This is a genomic window from Adlercreutzia equolifaciens (genome assembly GCF_029076695.1).
Lineage (GTDB): Bacteria > Actinomycetota > Coriobacteriia > Coriobacteriales > Eggerthellaceae > Adlercreutzia > Adlercreutzia equolifaciens_A.
Window position 1 is genome coordinate 1,315,751 of sequence record NZ_JARFIK010000001.1, and the last position, 20,638, is coordinate 1,336,388.

The window sequence follows — 20,638 nt, forward strand, 5'->3', positions numbered from 1 at the left end:
CCCAGTTTAGGAGCCGAAGAGGCTCCTTGTGAAATATCCCTTTGCTGGAATGCTATAAGAGATGGTTATAAACCCTGATCGTTAATGAAGTTCAAGAACTTTTGTAGAGCTGGATTGTCGTTGCTCTCAAGATGTACCCATCCGATTTCCAGGGAGGCGTGGTAGCCGCGCACCTCACGCACGGTGTAGCCAGCTTCCAGGGATGCGATGACCGATTCGGGCACTGCTTCGATGCCGAGCCCCAATGCCATCATCATCCAGGCGATGCCTTGATCCTCGGCGCGCAAAAGCACGGTGTCGGGAAACGAGGCAAGATGGGGATAGGTTTGAAGTGCGAGGTCGTCGGTGGCGACGTCGGCAACGATATGAGGATAGGGGAGCAGGTCTTCCACGGTAAGCCCACGGCGTGCTGCCAAAGGGTGCGATTCGCTCATGATGATACGCAGCGGTTCGCGGGCAGCGCAGGCAGTGGCCAAGTCATCTGTTGCGTCGAAGGCGCAAAGGGGAGAGGGGAGGAGATCGAACACTCCCTGGCGCAGTTGGTCTCCCTGGATACGCGAGAGTGCGCGATGCAGGCCAATGCGCACTTCGGGATAGAGGGACGAGAAGCGGTTGATTATCTGCAGCAGACCGGTTTGACCTGAGCTGGCCACGCCGATATCGAGGGTGCCCATCTGCCCATGGGCGATGGCGGATGCATGTTGATCGGCGCGGCGCAGGGTGTCGAGCACACCTGCCACGTCGCGGTAATACTGCTGCCCGGCGGCGGTCAGGCTGACGCCTTTGGTGGTGCGGTGGAAAAGCGTGAAGCCGAGCTCCTTCTCGAGAGCTTGGATCTGCTGGCTGATGGCCGGTTGGGCTACATGGCAGGTTTCTGCTGCCTTGGTGAAACTGCGTGCGTCGGCAACGGTCAAAAAGTACTCAAGCTGGGAAGTGCGCATCTGGATTCCTTCCGCTGACAAAAGCGCGATTGCGGGCATTATAGCGTGGTCGGAAGCGTCCGGGCGGCGGCGAGGTGAATGCTGGGAAAAAGAAAACCCGCCGAGAGGCGGGTGGGAAAGTAATGGCTGGGGTACTAGGATTCCCGCGTTTGCTGCGCAAACGCTCATAGCCCTTGCGCAAGCGCGGCGGGCAAAATGCTAAAAACAGCCCACTGGGCTGTTTTCTTAACGCATTTTTACCTCACGGTTCGAATCCCCACCTCATACGCTCAAGAAAGCTGGGTGGAGCAGAAAGACAAACAAAAATGGCTGGGGTACTAGGATTCGAACCTAGGTAGCTGGTACCAAAAACCAGAGTCCTGCCGTTGGACGATACCCCAGTGCCGTATCGGTGCCCCGAGGGGCAAGGTGCGCGCCCATAGGGTGCGCTGCGAAAAGTGGTGGGCCCTGCGGGGATCGAACCCGCGACCTTGGGATTAAAAGTCCCCTGCTCTACCGACTGAGCTAAAGGCCCACGTTGCTTCACGCAAGCGTATAGTCTACCGCTCGGCGGGTTCGGGGTCAATGAGGCTTTTTCGAGCGGTTGCTTTCCATCACGCGGCCAACGAGTGCGTGACAAGGGGATTGCTCCGCTGCTCAACAGGGCGGTCGGTAGCCTACTATCAGGGAAAACCCATAGAAAGGGGAGTCCCTATGGCTCAGTCAACTTCTGATAACGCAGCCGCTATCGAGGCGGCCATTGCTTCCAATGATGAGCGTGCCTTCGAGCAGTCCGTTGCCGGCATGTCGCCCTTCGAGGTGAAGAACCTTCTCGTGGCCTATGCCAAGGAGGGCGATAAGCAATCGACCCGCACCTTGCTCAACGCCGGCCGTGGCAATCCCAATTGGATTGCCACCCGTCCGCGTGAGGCGTTCTTCCTGTTGGGGTCCTTTGCCCTTGAGGAGGCGCGTCGATCCATGAACTTGCCTTTGGGCGTGGCCGGCCTGCCCCAACAGCAGGGTTGCGCCCAGCGCTTTGTGGCGTTTCTGAAGGCGCACGACGGCGAGCCGGGCGCGGAGTTCCTCCAACAAGGCTATGACTACTTGGTGGGGGAGGGGTTCGATGCCGATTCCCTGGTGCAGGAGTGGTCCCAGGGCATCGCGGGCTGCGAGTATCCTATGCCCGACCGCATTCTGGCTCACACTGAGGCCATCGTGAACCGTTATCTGGTGGGCGCGGTATGCGATGGCCGGGCACCCTCCCAGCCGGTGGACTTGTTCGCCACCGAAGGCGGCACGGCGGCCATGTGCTACCTGTTCTACAGCCTGAAGTGCAATTTCCTGGTCAATCCCGGCGACCGCATGGCGCTTATGACGCCTATCTTCACGCCGTATTTGGAGATTCCCCATCTCAACGACTACGATTTGGACGTGGTGAACATCAACGCCTCCACTCGCACTGACGATGGCTTGCACGCTTGGCAGTACCCTGATGAGGAGCTGGAGAAGCTGGCCGACCCCTCCATCAAGCTGCTGTGTCTGGTGAACCCCTCGAACCCGCCGTCCTACGCCATGGATGAGCATTCGCGCCAGAAGCTGGTCGACATAGTTACGAAGCGCAATCCGAATCTGCTCATCATCACCGACGACGTGTACGGCACCTTCGTGCCCCACTATCGGTCGGTGTTCGCCGACCTGCCGCGCAATACGGCATGCGTCTATTCCTTCTCGAAGTACTTCGGGGCCACCGGCTGGCGCCTGGCCACCATTGCCATGGCCCACGATAACCTGTTCGATGAGCTTATTGACCAGCTGCCCGAGGATAAGAAGCAGATCCTGGTAGGACGCTACCAGTCGCTTACCGACGACATTGCGAAGGTTCGCTTCATCGACCGCATGGTGGCCGACTCGCGTCTGGTGGCCCTTAACGGCACGGCGGGGCTGGGCACACCGCAGCAGGTGCAGATGTCGCTGTTCGCCCTGCAGGAGCTCATGGATAAAGACGGCTTGTACCGCACGCAAATGCAGCAGCTGGTCAGCGATCGCCTGCTGTGCCTGTGGAAGAGCCTCGGCTTCAACTTGGAGCCCGACCCTCTGCGCGCCGGCTACTACTCGGTGATCGATTTGGGCTTGTGGGCAACGCGCCTGTACGGCGAAGACTTTGCTGCATGGCTCAAGAAGAACTACAACTCGCTCGATATCGTGGTGCGTCTGGCTCACGACACGGGCATTGTGGTGATGGACGGCGGCGGCTTCGACGCTCCCGATTGGTCGGTGCGCGTGTCGCTGGCCAATTTGGACATCGACGCCTATGAGCAGATTGGCACCCATATTACTGCCATGCTGGCTGACTACGCCGCCGTGTGGAAGGAAGAGCAGGGAAAATAGTTGCAGGAAGCTAACAATTTGCTACAATCGCAAAAGTTAGAAATACTTAACAATTGCGAGAAACGATGGGCGCCCACGTTTCGGCGCCCATCGGGCAAAGGGGCCGCTCATGGCGTTTTTGGAAGTGCGGGGCGTTCGCAAGAGCTATGGCGAAGGTGATGCGCGCACCGAGGTGCTCAAGGGATTGACCACTCATTTGGATGCCGGCGCCTTCGCCGTGCTGCTTGGTCCGTCCGGGTCGGGCAAATCGACCTTCCTGAACCTGATAGGCGGCCTAGAGCGCGCCGACGGGGGATCCGTTGTCGTAGATGGGGATGACATTACTGCGCTCTCTTCGCGGGAGGTGGGGGAGTACCGACGGCGCCAGCTTGGCTTCGTGTTTCAGTTCTACAACCTGGTGCCTGATCTTACCGTGCGCGAGAACATCGAGGTATGCGCTCATCTGAGCAAAAGCCCGCTTCCTTTGGACGACTTGCTGCGGTCTTTGGGCTTGTGGGACCAGCGGCGCAAGTTTCCCCGTCAGATTTCCGGGGGGCAGCAGCAGCGCTGCGCCATTGGTCGCGCCTTGGTAAAAAACCCGCGTTTGCTGTTGTGCGACGAGCCTACGGGAGCGCTCGACTATCAGACGTCGTTGGAAATCCTCGATCTTATGGAGCGTGTCAACCGCGATTTCGGAACGACAATCATTGTCGTCACGCACAATGATGCCATTGCTCGTATGGCAACGCGCGTACTGCGCCTCCACGATGGCTTGCTGGTGGAAGATGCGGTCAACGAGGCGCCCCAAGCTGCTGTTACCTTGGAGTGGTAGCCATGGCAAGCCCTCTCATTCACCGACTGCCGCGCGAGCTTGTCCATAATCTGGGTCGCTATGCCGGCATCTTCCTGCTCATCGCCGTTTCAATCGGTTTTGTCTCGGGTTTTCTGGTGGCTGCTTCCTCTATTGAGCGCATGATCGGCGCCATGCCCGCTACCTATCATGTGGAAGACGGTCAGTTCACCACGGCATTCGAGGCCAGCAGTGAAGCTCTGGCCGCGGTGGAGGGGCTGGGGGTCGACGTCGAGGAGAACTTCAGCCACGACGAGGAGTTGCGCTGGACGCCGCCCGAGGGCGCCGGGCCCCATGCCGTCGACGCGGGCACGGTGCGCGTTTTCAAGAACCGCAGCACGTTCAACCAGGCTGTTTACGCGGAGGGAGCGGCTCCGGCCCGTGTTGATGAGATTGCCCTTGATCGCGTCTTCTGCGCCCATGCCGGACTTTCCGTGGGGGATACGGTAGAAGTGGCCGGGACTGCCTTTACTCTGAGCGGCATCTGCACGTTGGCCGACTATTCGGCGCTCTTTGAAAGCAACGGGGATTTCGTCTTCAACGCGCTCACTTTCTCCATTGCCCAGGTAACGCCGGAGGCTTTTGAGGCGCTTTCCGGAGCGCCCACCTACACCTATGCCTATTTTGACGATCGGGAGATGACCGATGCCGAGGCGGCCGACCTTTTAGAGGACATCGCGCAGACCCTGGCCGATCATGATACGGCGGTGCTCTCGCTTACGACGGCCGAGGCCAACAACGCTATCTCCTATGCTGGCGATGACGTGCAGGGCGACCAGCTTATGTGGAAGGTCATGCTGTTTCTGCTCATGGCCATTATGGCCTTCGTGTTCGTAGTGCTTACCGGCGCCAACATCGAAGCGGAAAGCGCCATTATCGGCACGCTGCTTGCCTCGGGCTATCGCAAGCGCGAACTCGTGCTCCATTACCTGGCGCTCCCTGCCCTTGTGGGTGTGGCCGCGGCGGTTGCGGGGAATGCAGCGGGCTATGGCTGGCTGTCGGCGCCGATGCGCGATCTGTACTATAACTCCTACAGCCTGCCTCCCTATGAGCCGGTCTTCAATCCCGAGGTCTTTCTCCTTACCACCGTGGCTCCGGTGGTGCTGCTCGTCGGCATTACGCTTGTGGGGCTTTTGCGGAAGCTGCGCTGCACGCCCCTTGAGTTCCTGCGCCACGAAACTACGCGCAGGAGTCGTCGCCGTGGGGTGGCGCTGCCAGAACGGTGGCCCTTTGCCGTGCGCTTCCGTCTGCGGGTGTTTCTCTGCAGCTTTTCTAACTACGTTACGCTGTTCTTGGGTTTGGCCTTTGCCAGCCTGTTGCTGGTGTTCGGTTTGTGCCTGATGCCCGTGATCGAGCATTATGCCGAGAATCTGCAAAGCGACCTGGTGGCCGAGCACCAATACGTGCTGAAAGCGCCGGTCGAGATCGATGTGGACGGCGAGGCCCGAGCAGCTCAGGCGGCGGCCGAGACTTTGGCCACCACCGACCCCGCCGAGCTTGAAGCTATGGATCCGACGGTCTTGGCCGAGCTGATGGCTGACGCCGCCCGGGTCGATGGCGACGCCGAGGTTGTTGCCAATTCCGAGCTGAACAGTGCTGCCGTTATCGATCAGGCCGAGAAGTTTGCGGCAACGACGCTCGAGACCCCTCGCGCCCTGGGTGACGCAAACGAGGAGGTTACCGTCTACGGTATCGCGGAAGGTTCGCGCTATTGGAAAAAACTCGACGTGTCGGGTGATCGGATGGTGGCTGGCCGAGGTTTGGTGGAAAAATGCGGCATTGCGCTGGGGGAGCCTAGGATCTTTGAAGATATCCTTGACGATGTCGATTACGAGTTGGTAGTGGACGGCGTTTACGGCAGTGCTTCTAATATGAGCTTGTACATGAGCCTGGCCACGTTTAATCGCCTGTTCGGCCATGACGCCGCGTACTTTAACGGCTACGTGTCCGACGAGGCTCTTGCTCTTGATGATCTGTACGTGGTCAGCGACCTCACGCCCGGCTCCATGGAGAAGATTGTCGATCAGATGCGCAACTCGATGGGGTCGATGACCTCTCTGCTTACCATTTTGGCGGCTATTGTCTATGTGGTGCTTATCTATCTGCTTACTAAGACGGTCATCGATCGCAATGCGCGCTCTATCTCCTATCTCAAGGTGTTCGGTTATCGACCCGGCGAGGTTAATCGCCTCTACCTGCGCTCAATTACCACGACGGTGGTAGTGTCGGTGATTGCCTGTCTGCCGGTGGTGGTGGCATTCATTGCATTGCTGGTGAAAGTGGTGTTCATGGAATACGCAGGCAACTTTGAAGTAGTTATTCCTCCGGTGCAGCTTGCGCTGACGGCCGTTGTGGGCATTGTCTGCTATGGCGCGGTGGCCCTCGTGCATATGGCGCGCATCCGCCGCGTGCCGCTGGCGCTAGCGCTGAAAGTGCAGGAGTAGAAAAAACTCCCGGGCTCGGCAGCGAAACAAGATAGTGTCTGCCAGGCCCGGGAGTTTTTTTCCGTGCAGGATGGAGCTTAGGCGTGCTTGTAGCCGGTGTACACGGCCAGGGCCATGCAGATTGCGCCGGTCCACGCGAAAAAACGATGCCACTTCATGGGGATCCTCCTTCGATGTCGGTGAAATTCCCCGTTATGCTAGCACGGTGATTTTCGCTGGCCGCGAGGGGAATTTGCTATCGTGAACAAGTTGTTATCCTCTTATAGTTTACCCTATAGCACTTTGTTGTTGCCAGGGAAAGTAAACATAAGTTAACATAAGCCCTGCTCGATGCGCTCAATTTAACGTAATGCCAACAAGGCAAAAATAAGGTCAGGCATTATTCTCGATTATTGCCTATGATGCAAACGTTAGAGCGTAATCCATTCATCGTTTTTAGGAGGTTCATTATGCATCCTGGTCTTCTTGTTTTGGGCGGTTTCCTGCTGGGTACTGCCGGTGTCAAGGCGGCATGCAGCCGTCCGGCCCATCGCGCCTATGTGCGTACCACGGTCTGGGGCCTGCAGGCCAAGGACTATGTGGAGCGCGTTGTTGACGAGGCCAAGGCTCAGTGCGACGACATTATGGCCGAGGCGCAGTACGTCAAGACCGTCGAGGACGCCGAGCGCGACGCCGACGAGGTTATCATCGGCCAGACGGTAGTCGAGGACGAAGACGGCGACGTGACCGTGGCCGAGGAAACCGTCGTGGAGGAGAAGGAATAAGGCCCGCGCCTTTCCTTCTTGCTGAAACGAAGCGATTTCCATGCGCTGCGTAATCAAACATTCCCTGCCGGGCCGTCTACGCTTTCAGCTTGACGAAATCCTGAACGAGCACGACGCCATTGCCCTGGAAGAGGTCTTCCTCGAGATGCCCATGGTGACGAAGGCGACGGCGTATCCCAAGGCGGCCAGCTTTGCCGTGGAGTTCGATCCTACGGTTGAGGCGCGAGACACCGTAATCGAGCGCATGGCTGCCCTGACCGACGAGGAGCTTGCCGCGTGGCAGCCCTCCGACCCCTTCACGTTGGCGCCGCGCGCCCGCAACCTGTACGCGGCTATTGCCAACGCCACGGCTTGGTTCCTCATCCGCATTCTCATGCCGAACCCCTTCAAGACCATCTGGTGGCTCTGGCGCGCCATTCCCTTCTGGAAGGCCGGCTTGGCGTCGCTTCGGCAAGGGCGCCTCGATGTGCCGGTGCTGGACGCCTCGGCCATTGCCCTCGGATTCACCCAAGGTGCTAACAACGCCGGCGAAACTATGTATTTGCTGCACGTCGGCGAGATTATGGAGGACTTCACCCAAAAGCGCACCGAGTCGAGTCTGGCCCAGTCGCTGCTGGAGATTCCCACCACGGCCTGGGTGTGCCGCGACGGCGAAGAGGTGGAAGTGGACCTGTCCGAGCTGCACGAGGGCGACAAGGTCATCGTGCGCATCGGCGGCGCCATTCCCGTGGACGGCACCGTGACGGCCGGCGAGGCCATGGTCAACCAGTCGTCGCTGACCGGCGAGCCGTTGCCGGTGGTGCGCCAGGCGGGCGACACCGTATATGCGGGCACCGCCGTGGAAGAGGGCGAGATCTGCGTGACCGTGACGGGCGATCCGGGCCAAAGCAAGATCCAGTCCATCTTGACCATGATGGAGGACACCGAGGCGGCCAAGTCCGCCGAGCAGAAGCGTGTCGAGAACATCGCCGACAAGCTGGTGCCTTGGAACTTCGCCCTGGCTGCCGTGGTGGCGCTTACCACCCGTTCGCTCATGAAGACGGCGGCCTGCCTCATGGTGGACTACTCCTGCGCTTTGAAGATGTCCGGCGCCATTGCCGTTATGGCCGCTCAGCGCGAGGGCGCCAAGCACGGCTTCATGGTGAAGGGCTCGCGCTACTTCCAGGCCATCGAAGAGGCCGACACCATTGTGTTCGATAAGACCGGCACCTTAACCGATGCTGCCCCCGAGGTGTACCACGTGGAGCCCTATAACGGCTACACGCGCGATGAGGCGCTGCGCCTGGCCGCCTGCCTGGAGGAACACTTCCCCCATCCCGTGGCCCGCGCGGTGGTGAACAAGGCCCTGGAAGAAGGTCTTGAGCATCGCGAATTGCATTCGGCGGTGGAATACGTGGTGGCCCACGGTATTGCCAGCTCGCTCAACGGCAAGCGCGTGGTCATCGGCAGCCAGCACTTCGTCCTCGAGGACGAGGGCGTGCCCGTCTCGCCCGAGCAGCTGGAGCACATCCACAGCTTGGCCCTGGGTACGTCGCCCTTGTTCCTGGCCGTAGATAACGAGCTGCGCGGTGTGCTGTACATCGACGATCCCTTGAAGGCCGACGCTGCTCAGGTTATTCAGGCCCTGCGCGACGAGGGCTTCAAGCGCATCATTATGCTGACCGGCGACGCCGATCGCACGGCTCGTCGCGTGGCCGCCGAGGCTGGCATCGACGATTATCGCGCCGACCTTTTGCCGGAAGACAAGTACGAGCTCATTCGCAAGCTCCAGGACGAGGGCTGCAACGTGTGCATGGTGGGCGATGGCGTGAACGACTCGCCGGCCCTGGCCGCCGCGAACGTGTCCATTGCCATGAGCGCCGGCTCGGCGGTGGCCCGTGAGGCGGCCGACATTGCGCTGACCTCGAACGATCTTGAGGGCATTGTGCGCCTGCGTCGTCTGTCCCGCGTGCTGTCCCACCGCATGAAGCGGGGCTACCGCTTCACCATCGGCTACAACAGCATCTTGCTGGCCCTGGGCATTGCCGGCATCATCACGCCCCAGCAGTCCGCCTTCTTCCACAACGGCGGCACCATCGGCCTGTCGGCCGTGAATGCCCGCGCCTATCTGCCCGACGCGCCATTGCTGCCGGTAGGCGAGGGTGAGAGCCGTGCTCAAGAAGAGGCTCATGATCGCGAGATCGAAGCCGTGCTTGAAGGCGAGGAGCCTGCCATCTAGGAACCCCTCTTCACTTCGGACCTTAGGCATTCAGCAACTTTGAACGCCGCCTGCGAGATGCGTCGCGGGCGGCGTTTTGCTGTTTACGGAAGGCGAAGAGGGGGACGGACTTGCTGTTCGAGGGCGCAAGACGTACACTAAGCCCAGGTCGATGCTGTAGCGGGGGCAATCGACTGCGCCGAGTGCGCGCCCGCACCGAGGAGGATAACGGGCGGGGTGGCCATACTGCTGAGGAGACGATCAGGAGTGTGATGTCATGGCATATCGCGAGGGGGAGACGGCTGTCGATCAGATCGAGCAGCCGATGTTCAAGGGAGGAAGGGGACTGCCCGACGAGGAGCCGTCGCCCTTGGCCGAGCAATGGCCGTATCTGCGGTTTTTGGGTTTGGGCGCCTGGTGGGCGTGGATCTGGCTCTGCTATTTCTCTACTACCTTAGTGGGAGCGTTTCCCGATGAATCGCGCCCCTCTTTGGTGCTGTCCATGTATCTCATTTCAACTCTGGCCATCGGTCTGACCATGGTGGTGGCCGCGGTGTTTCGGCGCCGTGCCACGGTGTTGGTGGACTCGCGGGGCCCGGTTGTCTTTGCCGGTGTCGTAGCGGCCCTGGCCACGGCGGCCCTGGCCTATTCGGGGTCCATGGGCGGCGTGGCGCCCTTCACGGTAGCGGCGGTGCTGACGGGCGCGTGCACGGGAGCCCTCTGTCTGAAGGTGGGCCGTTTGTACGGTACGGTGAACCTGAGCGACTCCTTGACTGCCGGCGCCATGTCGCTGGTGGTGGCGGCGCTGTTGTTCTTTGTGGGCCAGGGCATTCCCGCATCGTGGCGGGTGGTCTTCGTAGCCCTGCTGCCTCTGCTCTCGGCGCTTTTGCTGTGCATGCCCAAGCACGACCCCTATGACGATGACGCTTCCGTCGAGGACCGGGGCCACTCGGTGGACCGCTCGGTGATGGTGCTCTACGGGCGTTTGGTGGCGGCTGCCGCAGCGGTGGCCATGACGGCCGGTGTAGCCCGCGGCATTGCCTCGAGCGTGCAGGGATCCGAGGGCTACGTGCTGGAGGGATCGCTTATCGTAGCCGTCATCGGGCTGACAGGCGTGGCCCTGGTGTGGCTGGTGAATCGCATGGCGGTGCACCGCAAAGGCGCGCGCATTGCCTACACGGTGCTGATGATTGCCGGCATTGCCCTTATGCTGGCCACCTGCTTCGGCGTGCCCATATCTTATCTGAGCATTGGGAAGGAAACGCTGTGGCTCGTCCTGTCGTGCCTTATGGCGTTCATGGCTTTCCGTTTCGGCTTTTCCAGCGTGCGCGCTTTCGCCTTGGGCCAGGCGGCCTATTATCTGGCGTCGACGGCCGGGTGGGGCATCGGAGCTTTGGTAGCGCCGATGTACGACGATGTGACGGTGCGCATGGCCGTGGGGGTTGTCATGGCATTTGCGGTGATGCTCATTCTGACCCTGCTCTTCACCGAGCGCGATATTCGATCCATCGTGCTTGCTCCTGTGACCGAGGCTGTGTCGGTGGTGTCGAAGACGGCCGGGATGCCCGCTTCGTGCCGTACGGGCTGCCCCATGAAAGAAGCGGCAGCGGCTCCTGTGGGCGCCGACCCGTTTGGAGCCGAGGAGCCCTTGGCCCCAACGGTGGACTCGTCGGAGGGCCCCGTTGCCTCCATACCGGAGCCGGATCAGGGCACCGAGGCCTCAGCTCCGCGGCAGCGGTTGCTCGAGGAGCGCTACGGCCTGTCGTTGCGTGAGATAGAGATCATGGATCTGTTTGCCCAAGGGCGATCGGCCAACTGGATTGCCGATGCGCTCTTCATTTCGAAGAATACGGTGCGCTCCCACTTGCGTGCCATTTACGGCAAGTTGGATGTGCACACACGCCAGGAGCTCCTCGACCGCCTTAATTCTCTTATCGAAAAATAATATTCTAAGTTGAGAATATTATTTTCAATCTAGAATAAATTTGACAAGGAATTTCGTTGTCAATAGTCCTTTTTTGATGGTTCGCAAATCCTGCTTTTTGAGACCCGAACCGTCATTTTATGACCATGATTCTCATGAATTCCGCGGCCTAGAATCGTCTCAGAGATCACGCAGCGAGCCCGAGCCGAAGAGAGCGGCTCCCGCTGCCGAGAGAGACGAGGGGCATCATGACAACGGATCTGATTAAACACAATCCTCTTCTGAAAAAGCCGGTTATGACCGTGCTGGCGCTGGCCGAAGATGTCACGGATCGTGCCGCGCTGGAGACGGCGGCCGCCGCCGCATGGGATCCTTCGTTTTCGCAGACGCCCGGCGCCATTATCGATGTGCTGGTGCGCGGCGGTTATATGGCGGCGTGCTCCTTCGTGAACGGCGAGCCCTATGAAGGCACCCTTGAGGACATGCAGCTTGACGAGAGCGTGCCCGACGACGCCGTGGCGGAGGTGCGTCTTTCGCTGACCGACGAGGGGCGCGCCCTGCGTACCGCCTACGAGCCCGAGCGCACTGTGGCCGAACTGCTGGAGAGCCGTCCTCAGTATGACGAGGTATTCCGCTCAGTGGTGTCGTCCTGCGACACGGAGGCCGGTGCGACCCTTCCGGCCCTTGAGGCTCTTATTGCAACGTTTCCCGTAACGGGTGGCACCGAGAAGACCAAGGTGTACCCTCAGTACTTCATCGACGCGCTGGAAACCGCTGGCGCCATCACTTGGGACGGCGCGTGGCGCACAACGGCCGCCGGGCGCTCCCTCCTTGCTTCCTAGCATTATTCGCACCGCGGGCATTTCCCTCCTCCTCTCCTTCCTTTCGCTCGCGGCCTTCTCTTCCTTCGCCCGCGGGGAAACGCTGCCCCCCTCAGCGTTTCCCTCCAGGCCCGGCGCCTGGCGCCTTCCTTTCAGAGGCTGTGTTTCGGCCGAGCTCACCGAAGCATGTCCCATAGCACTACCTAGCTGTAACCGTTATTTCAATCGATATCAGAAGAAGGGATGGAAACAGTGGCTCAGACGAGTATCAGCAGACGCGGCTTTGTGAAGCTGGGAATGTTCGCCTCGGCTGTCGCCGCCATGGCGGGCACCGCCACTTCGAACCTCATCGAAGTGGAGCCCGCACTGGCCGACGAGAGTGGCGAGACCCAGAAAATTCGCACCATCTGCCGTGCCTGCCTCAACAATTGCGGCATCATCGCTCATGTGCGCGACGGCCGTGTGGTGAAGCTTGAGGGCGATCCCGACGACCCTATGAACAAGGGCGCCGCCTGCGCCAAGGGCTTGGCCGGCATTCAGGCGCTTTACAACCCCAATCGCATCAAGTACCCCATGAAGCGCGTGGGCGAGCGCGGCTCCAACCAGTGGGAGCGCATCTCTTGGGAACAGGCCATCAACGAGATTGCCGACGTGATGTGGGAGTACTACCAGAAGGAAGGCCCGAAGTGCCTGGTCACGTCTACCGGCGGCGGTGGCAATCCGCAGTTCTTCAGCCCTGCGCGCTTCCTGTCGGTGTGGGGCGGCGGCAACTTCTTCGAGCCGGGCTGCGCCCAGTGCTACCTGCCGCGCAACCATATGGAGTTCTGCCTGAACGGCACCGCTGACACGTCCTTGGCCGACGGCCCGGTGACCGAGGTCTACCTGCCCGACTGCCAGACCAAGACCTATGTCATGTGGGGTGTGGGACCTTCCACCCATGGTATTGGCTCCACGGGCCGCGTAGTCACCGAGCTGCGCAACAACGGCATGAAGACCGTCGTCATCGACCCGCGTCTGACGCCGGACGCCGCTCGTGCCGATGTGTGGCTGGCCATTCGCCCGGGCACCGATGTGGCCCTGATGCTGGCCTGGATGCGCTACATCATCGACAACGACCTGTGGAACAAGGAGTTCGTCACGAAGTGGTCGAACCTTCCGTTCCTGGTGAACGAGGAGACGCGTCTGACCTATCGCGCCGACGAGCTGGGTCTGGGCTCTCACGATGAGTACGTCATTTACGACAACAAGACGAAGTCGGTCAAGGCCATGCCGTACCCCTTCGACGAGTCTCTCGATCCGGCCATGTTCGGTTCCTACGAGCTGCCCAACGGCAAGACGGCTCGCACGGCCTTCCAGATCATGAAGGAGCATGTGGACGAGTGGACGCTCGAGAAGGCCGCCGAGGTGTGCTGGCTCGATGCCGGCGAGATCGAGGAGGCCATCAAGATCTACGTCGAGGGCTGCCCGAATGCCGGCATCTCGCTGGGCGTGGCCACCGACCAGGCGCGTAACTCCGCCCAGGCCGCTCAGGGCGATGCGGTGCTCGACATCCTCATGGGATGCATCCGCGTGCCCGGCGCCATCGTGCAGGACCGCCCCTGCTACGTGGAGCCCTGCAACTACGTGGTGCAGCCCTTCGGTCTGCATCATCCCGATCATCCGCTCAAGATGCCCGAGGCCGAGGCCAACGCGCGCTTGGGCTACACCGAGCACAAGGGTCTGGGCCACTGGCTGGCCTCGCACATCCCCACGGTGCTCAAGGCCATCGAGACCGGCGAGCCCTATCGTCCTCGTATCTGGATCGAGCGTTCCGGCAACAAGCTGGCCATGATCGGCAATGCGAGCCGTTTCTACGACGCCATGATGACCACCGACCTGAACGTGCATATGTACATGCACTGGACCACGACGAGCGTCTGCCTGGCCGACTACGTGCTGCCCACGGCCGAGTGGCTTGAGACCAACTACGCTCAGGACCGTTTGAACACCTATGCCATCCGCCGCGCCTGCACCCAGCTCTATGAAGCCGTGGACGAGTGCATGCACTGGTCGTGGCTGGCGGCAGCTCTGGCCGAGCGCGGGCACCAGCGCGCCATCGACTCGTTCAACCCCGACATTGCCGGCAAGTTCTACGGCACCTATTGGAAGACCTACGAGGAGTACATGGACTACGTAGGATACTTCGTGGGCAGCTTCTACTACGGCACCGAGGATTGGGATTGGGCCACCTTCGACGCCCAGGCGCCCTCGGAGTACGAGACCATCGAGCAGTACGCCAACAAGTCCTACGACTCGCACCTCGAGCCGGACGAGAATGGCCTGCCTGTGGGCTTCCACACCACGTCCAAGCGCACCGAGCCCTATTTCGACGGCAACATTCTGCTGGGCCTGACGGGCGCGGTGGACGGCAGCGGCTCCATGGACCCGGCCACCGACGTGTTCCCGGCCTCCGACAACTACAACCCGCTGCCGTACTACCTGGAGCCTTTCGAGAGCCCCGTGGAGGGCGATCCGGGCTACGACGCGAACTATCCCTATGTGCTGACCCAGGGACGTCTGCCTGTCTTCCACCACGGCACCCTGCGCAACACTCCGTGGACGCGCGAGCTGTGGCCCTACCCCGAGGCGTGGATCAATCCCGAGACGGCTCGCGAGATTGGCATCGAGGACGGCGACTGGCTGTGGCTGGAGAGCAAGCGCGGCAAGACCCAGGGCCGTGCCCGCGTGACGAAGTCCGTGGCTCCGAAGGTCATCTACCAGGAGCGCTTCTGGAATCCCGAGCTGCTGGATTCCGACGATCCGAACCGCGCCTGGCAGGCGATGAACATCAACCTGCTGACGCAGAACAACGACGAGTGCCCGTTCAACGACGTGTACGGCACCTACACCCTGCGCGGTGTGTGCATCAACGTCACCAAGGCCGACGGCGCGCCCGAGGGCGTGTGGACCGAGCCCAAGGACTTCACTCCTTGGCTGCCTGAGCCGTCCGAGAACACTGGAGGAGGTAATGCCGTCTATGGCGCGTAATTGTATCGTAGTCAACCTCGACCGCTGCATCGGCTGCTGGAGCTGCGAGGTGGCCTGCAAGCTTGAGAACGACGTGGCGCTCGGCGAGCGCTGGAACAAGGTGGTCCAGGTGGAGCCCTTCGGCGAGTTCCCCCACGTGTCCACGTACTGGCTGCCCACCATGTGCCAGCAGTGCGAGGAGTCTCCCTGCACCCATGTGTGCCCCACCGGCGCGTCCTATCGCGACGAGCAGACCGGCATGGTGCTGGTGAACAAGGAGAAGTGCATCGGCTGCAAGTACTGCATGATGGCCTGCCCCTATGGTGTGCGCAGCTGGAACGAGGAGCAGCAGGTGGTGGAGAAGTGCACTCTGTGCAACCACCTGACCGCCGCTGGCGAGAAGCCGGCCTGTGTGAAGAACTGCTGTGGCACGGCCCGCTACTACGGCGACTTGGACGACCCGAACTCCGATGCCTCCAAGGCTCTGGCCGCGGCCGATGCCGACGCCGTGCACAAGCTGCCCGATGTGGGCAATCACCCGCTGACGTCCTACATTCTCTCCTCCCGCTTCGGCGAGTGGCGCGTGGATGACCTGACGCAGCAGACCAGCAAGTACGTGACGACCGAGGGGAGTGTCGACTAATGGAAATCCAATGGTCCCTCGTGCTCTTCACCGTGGTAAGCGGCGCGGGAGCATGGCTGTTCGCCTCCTCGATGATCGAGGCGCTGGCGAAGAAGGACGAGCTGCCGACGAAGGTCGAGTCCATTGTGGCCTTCGTGCTGCTGGCCGTGGGCGGCTGCCTTTCGGTGACGCACCTGAAGCATGTCGATCGCATTCTTGAGGCGCTGAACCATCCCACCTCCGGTATTTTCGTCGAGGCTGCCATGATTGGCGTGACCTGCGCGCTCATTGCCATCTACTTCATTTTGCTGGTGCGCGGCTCTTCCAATGGCATCCTTACCGGCGTTGGCCTGGCCGCGGCGGTGGTGGGCGTCATCTTCACCTTCGCCTGTGGTGCCTCCTACATGATGGACGCCCGCGCCGTTTGGTGCACCCCGGCACTGCCGGCCGCCTACGGGCTGACGGCCGCTGGTTTGGGCACGGCGGTGAATCTGCTCATGAAGGCGGCTCAAAAGCGCGAGGCTGCCTCGGTGAGCCTGGCCGGCCTGCTGGCCCTTATCGGTAGCATCTGCGGTCTGGTGGTGTCGGCGGTGTTTCTGCTGGGTGCCCGCGAGGTGGTGGTTGCTCTGGCCATGCCGTGGACGGTGGCCCTGGTGATTGCGGCCGTGGTAGCGCTTGCCTGCGGCGCTGTGGCTTGGAAAAAGCCGGAGCTCGGCTTGGCTTTGGGCGTGGTGGCAACGGCCGGCGCTTGCATTGCCGCCATCGCCATGCGTGTGGCCATGTGGCTCGTGGGAACTCCGTTGCTGGACTTCTTCCTTATGCCGCTTGACTAGCTCTTTTGGGATGGGGCGGGTGCTTGGCTGCCCCATCCCTCCGCTTCGAACCACGGGGTAGTGCTCAGTCGCTCAGACAGTCCTCGCTTTGGAGGATGTCGACAGGGCATTTCGCTTCCCTCCGCTTTGAGGTCTCGGGTAGCGCTCAGTCGCTCAAACAGTCCTCGCTCGGCGAAACAGTCCACTGGACTGTTTCGTTCGCTGCGGAACTCGCTTTATGAGCACCACCCGAGCCCTCAAAGCTACTCTGACGCGGTTGGTGAGCGCCACCCCGTGTTTCGAAGCTGCTCTACCGTACTTGAAGTATTGCCAATTCTTATGAGGAGGTGGGCGTTATGGCCCTGGATCAGGAAATCATCGATTACGTGAAGGACAGCGCCGAAACCTATCGCTTCCTGTCCCATATGGTGTTCAAGGAGCTGGATGCCGCTACTATTGAGGCGGTGGCAGCCATTGAGTTTCCCACGGAAACGGGCAACGAGCACCTGGACGAGGGCTATCGCCTTGTTCGCCGCTACTTCAATTTCTCGGCGTCCGATCGACGTACGCAGTTGGCCTGCGAATACGCCCGCATCTTCTTGGCTGCCGGCGTGTATGTGAAAAGCGACAAGACGGCCATTCCCTATGAGTCGGTATTCACGAGCCCCGAGCGCATCATGATGCAGGCTTCGCGCGATGACGTGGTGCGTCGCTTTGCCCGCGACGGCTTCAAGGTGAACCCGGCGCTTCACGAGCCCGAGGACCATCTTGCTTTCGAGCTGGAGTACCTGGCTCATCTGAACGACCGCGCGGCTGTTTTGGCCGAGGCGGGGGATACGGTGGGTCTGCGCGCGAACTTCGCCCGTCAGGTCGACTTTATCGAGACCCATATTCTGAACTGGTTGCCGGCGCTGACCGCGGCTGCCCGCGGCTTTGCGAAGCTGGCCTTTTATCCGGGCATGCTGCTGGTGGCTCAGGGCACGGCCGAAACGTGCCGCGACACGCTGACGGCATTGGCAGACGAGCTTACGGGCGAGCAGGCGGCGTAGGGGAGGCATGATGGCGAAGAGCCGAGGCATAGAGCGCCGCACCCTATTGATCGGTGGGGCGGCTGTGGCGGCGGGCGTTCTGTGCGGCGCGGCGGCGCTGCCCCTGGCGGCCCAGGCCGACGTGCTGCGACCGCCGGGGTCGCTGCCTGAGGACGAGTTCATGGCCCGCTGTATCCGCTGCGAGCGCTGTATTTCCGTGTGCCCCACCGATGTGCTGGCGCCCCTTACCGTGGAGCAGGGCGTATTGGCCGTGCGCACGCCCTTCGTGACGTTTGCCGCCGATAGCTGCACTTTCTGCGACGAGTGCCGCAAGGTATGCCCGACGGCCGCCATTGGGACGGTCGACCCCTATCAGCCGGCGCTGGGGCGCATTGGCGTGGCCGTGGTTGAGCCCGATCGCTGCGTGGCCTTCGATCAGGCGGGTACCTGCGGCGTGTGCGTCGATGCCTGCCCCTACGAGGCGCTCTCTTTCGACGAGGGACGCCGTCCCGTCGTAGAGGCCGAGAAGTGCAACGGTTGCGGCGAGTGCGTGAAAATTTGTCCCGCCAACGTGCTGACCTCGTTTTCCGGGGGTAGCCAGCGCGGCATTAACGTACTGACTACGAAACAGTACGCCGAAAGGAGTGCCTCATGAACCCCGAGAAAGGTCCCCAGCAGGGACGCGCCATCCGACGGGCCCGCACGGTGACGCTTCTGGCGGTGTTCGTTGCGGTCATCGTCTCGCTTGCCTTCGATTCGGGTCTTGGCACCCCCTCCTCCTTTGGCATCGGCGAGTTTTTCCTGCTATGCCCCTTGGGAGGCCTCGAGGCCTTGCTGGCCAGCAAGGCGCTTATCCCCGTGACGCTTATTTCGCTTGCGGTCGTGGCGGTGGGCGCGCTGCTGCTGGGTCGCTCCTGGTGTGCGTGGGGCTGTCCGGCGCCGGTCATTCGCCGCTTCTTCAAGCGCGAGCCGAAATTCGAGGGACTCGGGTCCGGGGAGGGTCCCAACGCCTGTGCGGCAGGGCACCCCACGGATGCCCTGGCGACCGAGGATGAGGGCGCCGGCAATGGCGGCAAGCCCCAGGGCTGCGCGGCGAAGACGGCTGTGCGCTCACTGTGGCGAGACCGCCTGGCCCACGCCGGCCGCGATCCGCGCACGTGGACGCTGGTGGCCGTTCTGGTGGCGGCGCTCATCGCTGGCTTTCCGCTGTTTTGCCTGGTATGCCCCATCGGGCTCACCTTCGGCACCGTGGGGTCGCTCTGGCATCTTATCGTGGACAAGCAGATGACGTTCTCGGTGCTGGTGTTTCCCGCCGCCCTGTTGGTGGAGCTGGTGCTCTACCGCAAGTGGTGCATGAACCTGTGCCCTATCGCCGGGCTGCTCAACTTGTTCGGCCAGTTCGCCCAGTTCGGGCGTCCGCGCATCAACGAGGCCACCTGCCTGCGCGCCGACGGCACTCCTTGCACTGCCTGCACAGCGGTATGTTCCGAGCGCATCGACATGCATGATGCTGACGGAGCCATTCAGCTGGGAGACTGCACCCGCTGCGGGGAGTGCGCCAAAGCCTGCCCCACGGGATCCATCACCTTCGCGCTCAAGGCGCAGGGGGAGGATCGTCCCGCAGTTGCGCCCACGGCCGAGGAGCCGGTGGCGGGGTAGCGCGGAAGCGGTCAGTGGGTTTAAGAGCTGGCCAGAGCCTCGAATCTATGCGTTTTGTGGCCGCTTTGCACGTCGTGCAAAGCGGCCAATCGTGTTTTTCGAGGAGTTTCAATCGTGTTTTTCGAGGAATCCCAACCGTGATTTTCGAGGATTGAGGGCAGGCGCTTGCTTGTGCAAGAGCAGCTGGCTGTCGTGGTCTTCCATTGCTGCCTGGACAGATCCCCTTGAGAGGCGAAGGACGTTTCGTTTCTCGAGGGAGATGTTCGTGACCTGGTAAAACTTCTGGATATCCCCAAAATGGGGAGGGGGATACTTCGCTTTTTCTCCCAAAAATTCCCCAAAACGAAGATTGGCCGAATGGCTCCCTTTTCGCAAACTTCATAGCAACGGAGCGCAAATGAGGAGGCGCTTCCCGAGGAGAGGAAGGGGGATTGCGCCCAAGGGCGCAGACTGTCTATGACCGACTTCGCCATGGCCGCAACCATCGATGTTCCCGAGGAGGAGCTCGATAAAGACGGCAACGACTTCAATGACGACATCACGCTTGTCGAGGAAGAGGTTCCCGCCGATTTGACTTTCGAGGAAAAGCTGGCGGCGTTGAACACGTGCGTGATGCGCCATCCGCTCAACCGAGAGATTCTCTACAAGGCGTTAGCATTCTGCACCGAAGAGCACTTGCTCAGCGAGGCCGAAGACTTTATTGCCTCTTTGCCGCAGTTCGAGCTGGCCACCCAGAACCAGTACTACCTGTTGATGAGTCTTGTTAAGGCCCATGGCCTGGAATTTATCGAGCGCGATGACGACGGAAACCTTGTCACTCCCGCCATGAAGGAGGGCCTCACCGAAGACGAGGCCGACGATTTGGTGGCCACCTGGTCGTTCAAGACCACCGACGTAGGGGATTACTTTGTCGAGTACAACAAGCCCACTGCTCGGTTGGTGGACCTTCTTAACTTGGTGCCCGAGCGTACGGAAAGCTACATCGATCTGCTCGAGTTCGTAGAAGCGCAGCCAAGGCCTTATGGCGAAATTCAGGAGATGCTCGAGGGTGCGCCGGCGCTCCAGGTGATGATCGACGGACATCTCGAGACGATGCAGCCGTCGGTATTTGTGGATAAGTTGGAGCGTGCAGGCGCTCTGATTTGGAAGGACTCAGGTTGGACGCTAACAGAGGAGGGAAGGGATTTTCTGGTTGATATGAAGAAAACCGTCCAGTAACTGACA

General features: G+C 61.1%; 15 protein-coding genes and 2 tRNA genes. 14 read left to right on the forward strand and 3 right to left on the reverse strand.

The window, feature by feature from the left end; translation table 11 throughout:
• Positions 1-65: 65 nt before the first annotated feature.
• From PZH32_RS05325 to PZH32_RS05335, 3 genes are all read right to left on the reverse strand, one after another.
• The gene (locus PZH32_RS05325) at positions 66-941 is read right to left on the reverse strand and encodes a LysR family transcriptional regulator (protein ID WP_275206686.1); all 876 of its coding nucleotides are present in this window, start codon (positions 939-941) and stop codon (positions 66-68) included.
• A gap of 306 nt (positions 942-1,247) precedes the next feature.
• Positions 1,248-1,321, reverse strand: a tRNA-Gln gene (locus PZH32_RS05330).
• A gap of 58 nt (positions 1,322-1,379) precedes the next feature.
• A tRNA-Lys gene (locus PZH32_RS05335) sits at positions 1,380-1,455 on the reverse strand.
• Between the two features lie 179 nt (positions 1,456-1,634).
• On the opposite strand from PZH32_RS05335, the gene PZH32_RS05340 reads away from it, so the two are divergent.
• The 14 genes from PZH32_RS05340 (at position 1,635) to PZH32_RS05405 (ending at position 20,632) form a co-directional block, all read left to right on the forward strand.
• Positions 1,635-3,308 carry a bifunctional aspartate transaminase/aspartate 4-decarboxylase gene (locus tag PZH32_RS05340; RefSeq protein ID WP_275206687.1) on the forward strand — a complete coding sequence of 558 codons (1,674 nt, stop codon included), beginning with the start codon at positions 1,635-1,637 and terminating at the stop codon, positions 3,306-3,308.
• A gap of 109 nt (positions 3,309-3,417) precedes the next feature.
• Positions 3,418-4,119 carry an ABC transporter ATP-binding protein gene (locus PZH32_RS05345; protein ID WP_275206688.1) on the forward strand — a complete coding sequence of 234 codons (702 nt, stop codon included), beginning with the start codon at positions 3,418-3,420 and terminating at the stop codon, positions 4,117-4,119.
• Between the two features lie 2 nt (positions 4,120-4,121).
• Positions 4,122-6,581 (forward strand): FtsX-like permease family protein, encoded by a 2,460-nt coding sequence (locus PZH32_RS05350; RefSeq protein WP_275206690.1) that lies wholly within the window; start codon positions 4,122-4,124, stop codon positions 6,579-6,581.
• A gap of 449 nt (positions 6,582-7,030) precedes the next feature.
• Entirely contained in the window at positions 7,031-7,345 is a 315-nt protein-coding gene (locus PZH32_RS05355) for a DUF6110 family protein (RefSeq protein WP_275206692.1), read from the forward strand.
• A 40-nt stretch (positions 7,346-7,385) separates the two neighbouring features.
• Positions 7,386-9,563 carry a heavy metal translocating P-type ATPase gene (locus PZH32_RS05360; protein WP_275206693.1) on the forward strand — a complete coding sequence of 726 codons (2,178 nt, stop codon included), beginning with the start codon at positions 7,386-7,388 and terminating at the stop codon, positions 9,561-9,563.
• Positions 9,564-9,819: 256 nt separating this feature from the next.
• A complete protein-coding gene (locus tag PZH32_RS05365) occupies positions 9,820-11,487 on the forward strand; it encodes a LuxR C-terminal-related transcriptional regulator (protein ID WP_275206694.1) in 1,668 nt (555 codons plus the stop codon).
• 227 nt (positions 11,488-11,714) lie between these two features.
• The gene (locus PZH32_RS05370; protein ID WP_275206695.1) at positions 11,715-12,308 is read left to right on the forward strand and encodes a hypothetical protein; all 594 of its coding nucleotides are present in this window, start codon (positions 11,715-11,717) and stop codon (positions 12,306-12,308) included.
• 231 nt (positions 12,309-12,539) lie between these two features.
• Positions 12,540-15,314, forward strand: a complete 2,775-nt coding sequence (locus PZH32_RS05375) for a molybdopterin-containing oxidoreductase family protein (RefSeq protein ID WP_275206697.1) — start codon at positions 12,540-12,542, stop codon at positions 15,312-15,314.
• Complete coding sequence (locus tag PZH32_RS05380) at positions 15,304-15,936, forward strand: 4Fe-4S dicluster domain-containing protein (RefSeq protein ID WP_275206698.1); 633 nt, start codon at positions 15,304-15,306, stop codon at positions 15,934-15,936. Before PZH32_RS05375 ends, PZH32_RS05380 begins: the two co-directional genes overlap by 11 nt.
• Positions 15,936-16,748, forward strand: a complete 813-nt coding sequence (locus PZH32_RS05385) for a dimethyl sulfoxide reductase anchor subunit family protein (RefSeq protein WP_275206699.1) — start codon at positions 15,936-15,938, stop codon at positions 16,746-16,748. The genes PZH32_RS05380 and PZH32_RS05385 overlap by 1 nt, the downstream gene beginning before the upstream one ends.
• A 335-nt stretch (positions 16,749-17,083) precedes the next feature.
• Positions 17,084-17,776: a TorD/DmsD family molecular chaperone gene (locus PZH32_RS05390; protein ID WP_275206700.1), complete on the forward strand. Its 693-nt coding sequence runs from the start codon at positions 17,084-17,086 to the stop codon at positions 17,774-17,776.
• Positions 17,777-17,786: 10 nt separating this feature from the next.
• Positions 17,787-18,410, forward strand: a complete 624-nt coding sequence (locus PZH32_RS05395; RefSeq protein WP_275206702.1) for a 4Fe-4S dicluster domain-containing protein — start codon at positions 17,787-17,789, stop codon at positions 18,408-18,410.
• Positions 18,407-19,414: a 4Fe-4S binding protein gene (locus tag PZH32_RS05400; RefSeq protein WP_275206703.1), complete on the forward strand. Its 1,008-nt coding sequence runs from the start codon at positions 18,407-18,409 to the stop codon at positions 19,412-19,414. The genes PZH32_RS05395 and PZH32_RS05400 overlap by 4 nt, the downstream gene beginning before the upstream one ends.
• Positions 19,415-19,870: 456 nt before the next feature.
• Positions 19,871-20,632: a hypothetical protein gene (locus tag PZH32_RS05405; RefSeq protein WP_275206705.1), complete on the forward strand. Its 762-nt coding sequence runs from the start codon at positions 19,871-19,873 to the stop codon at positions 20,630-20,632.
• Positions 20,633-20,638 lie beyond the last annotated feature (6 nt).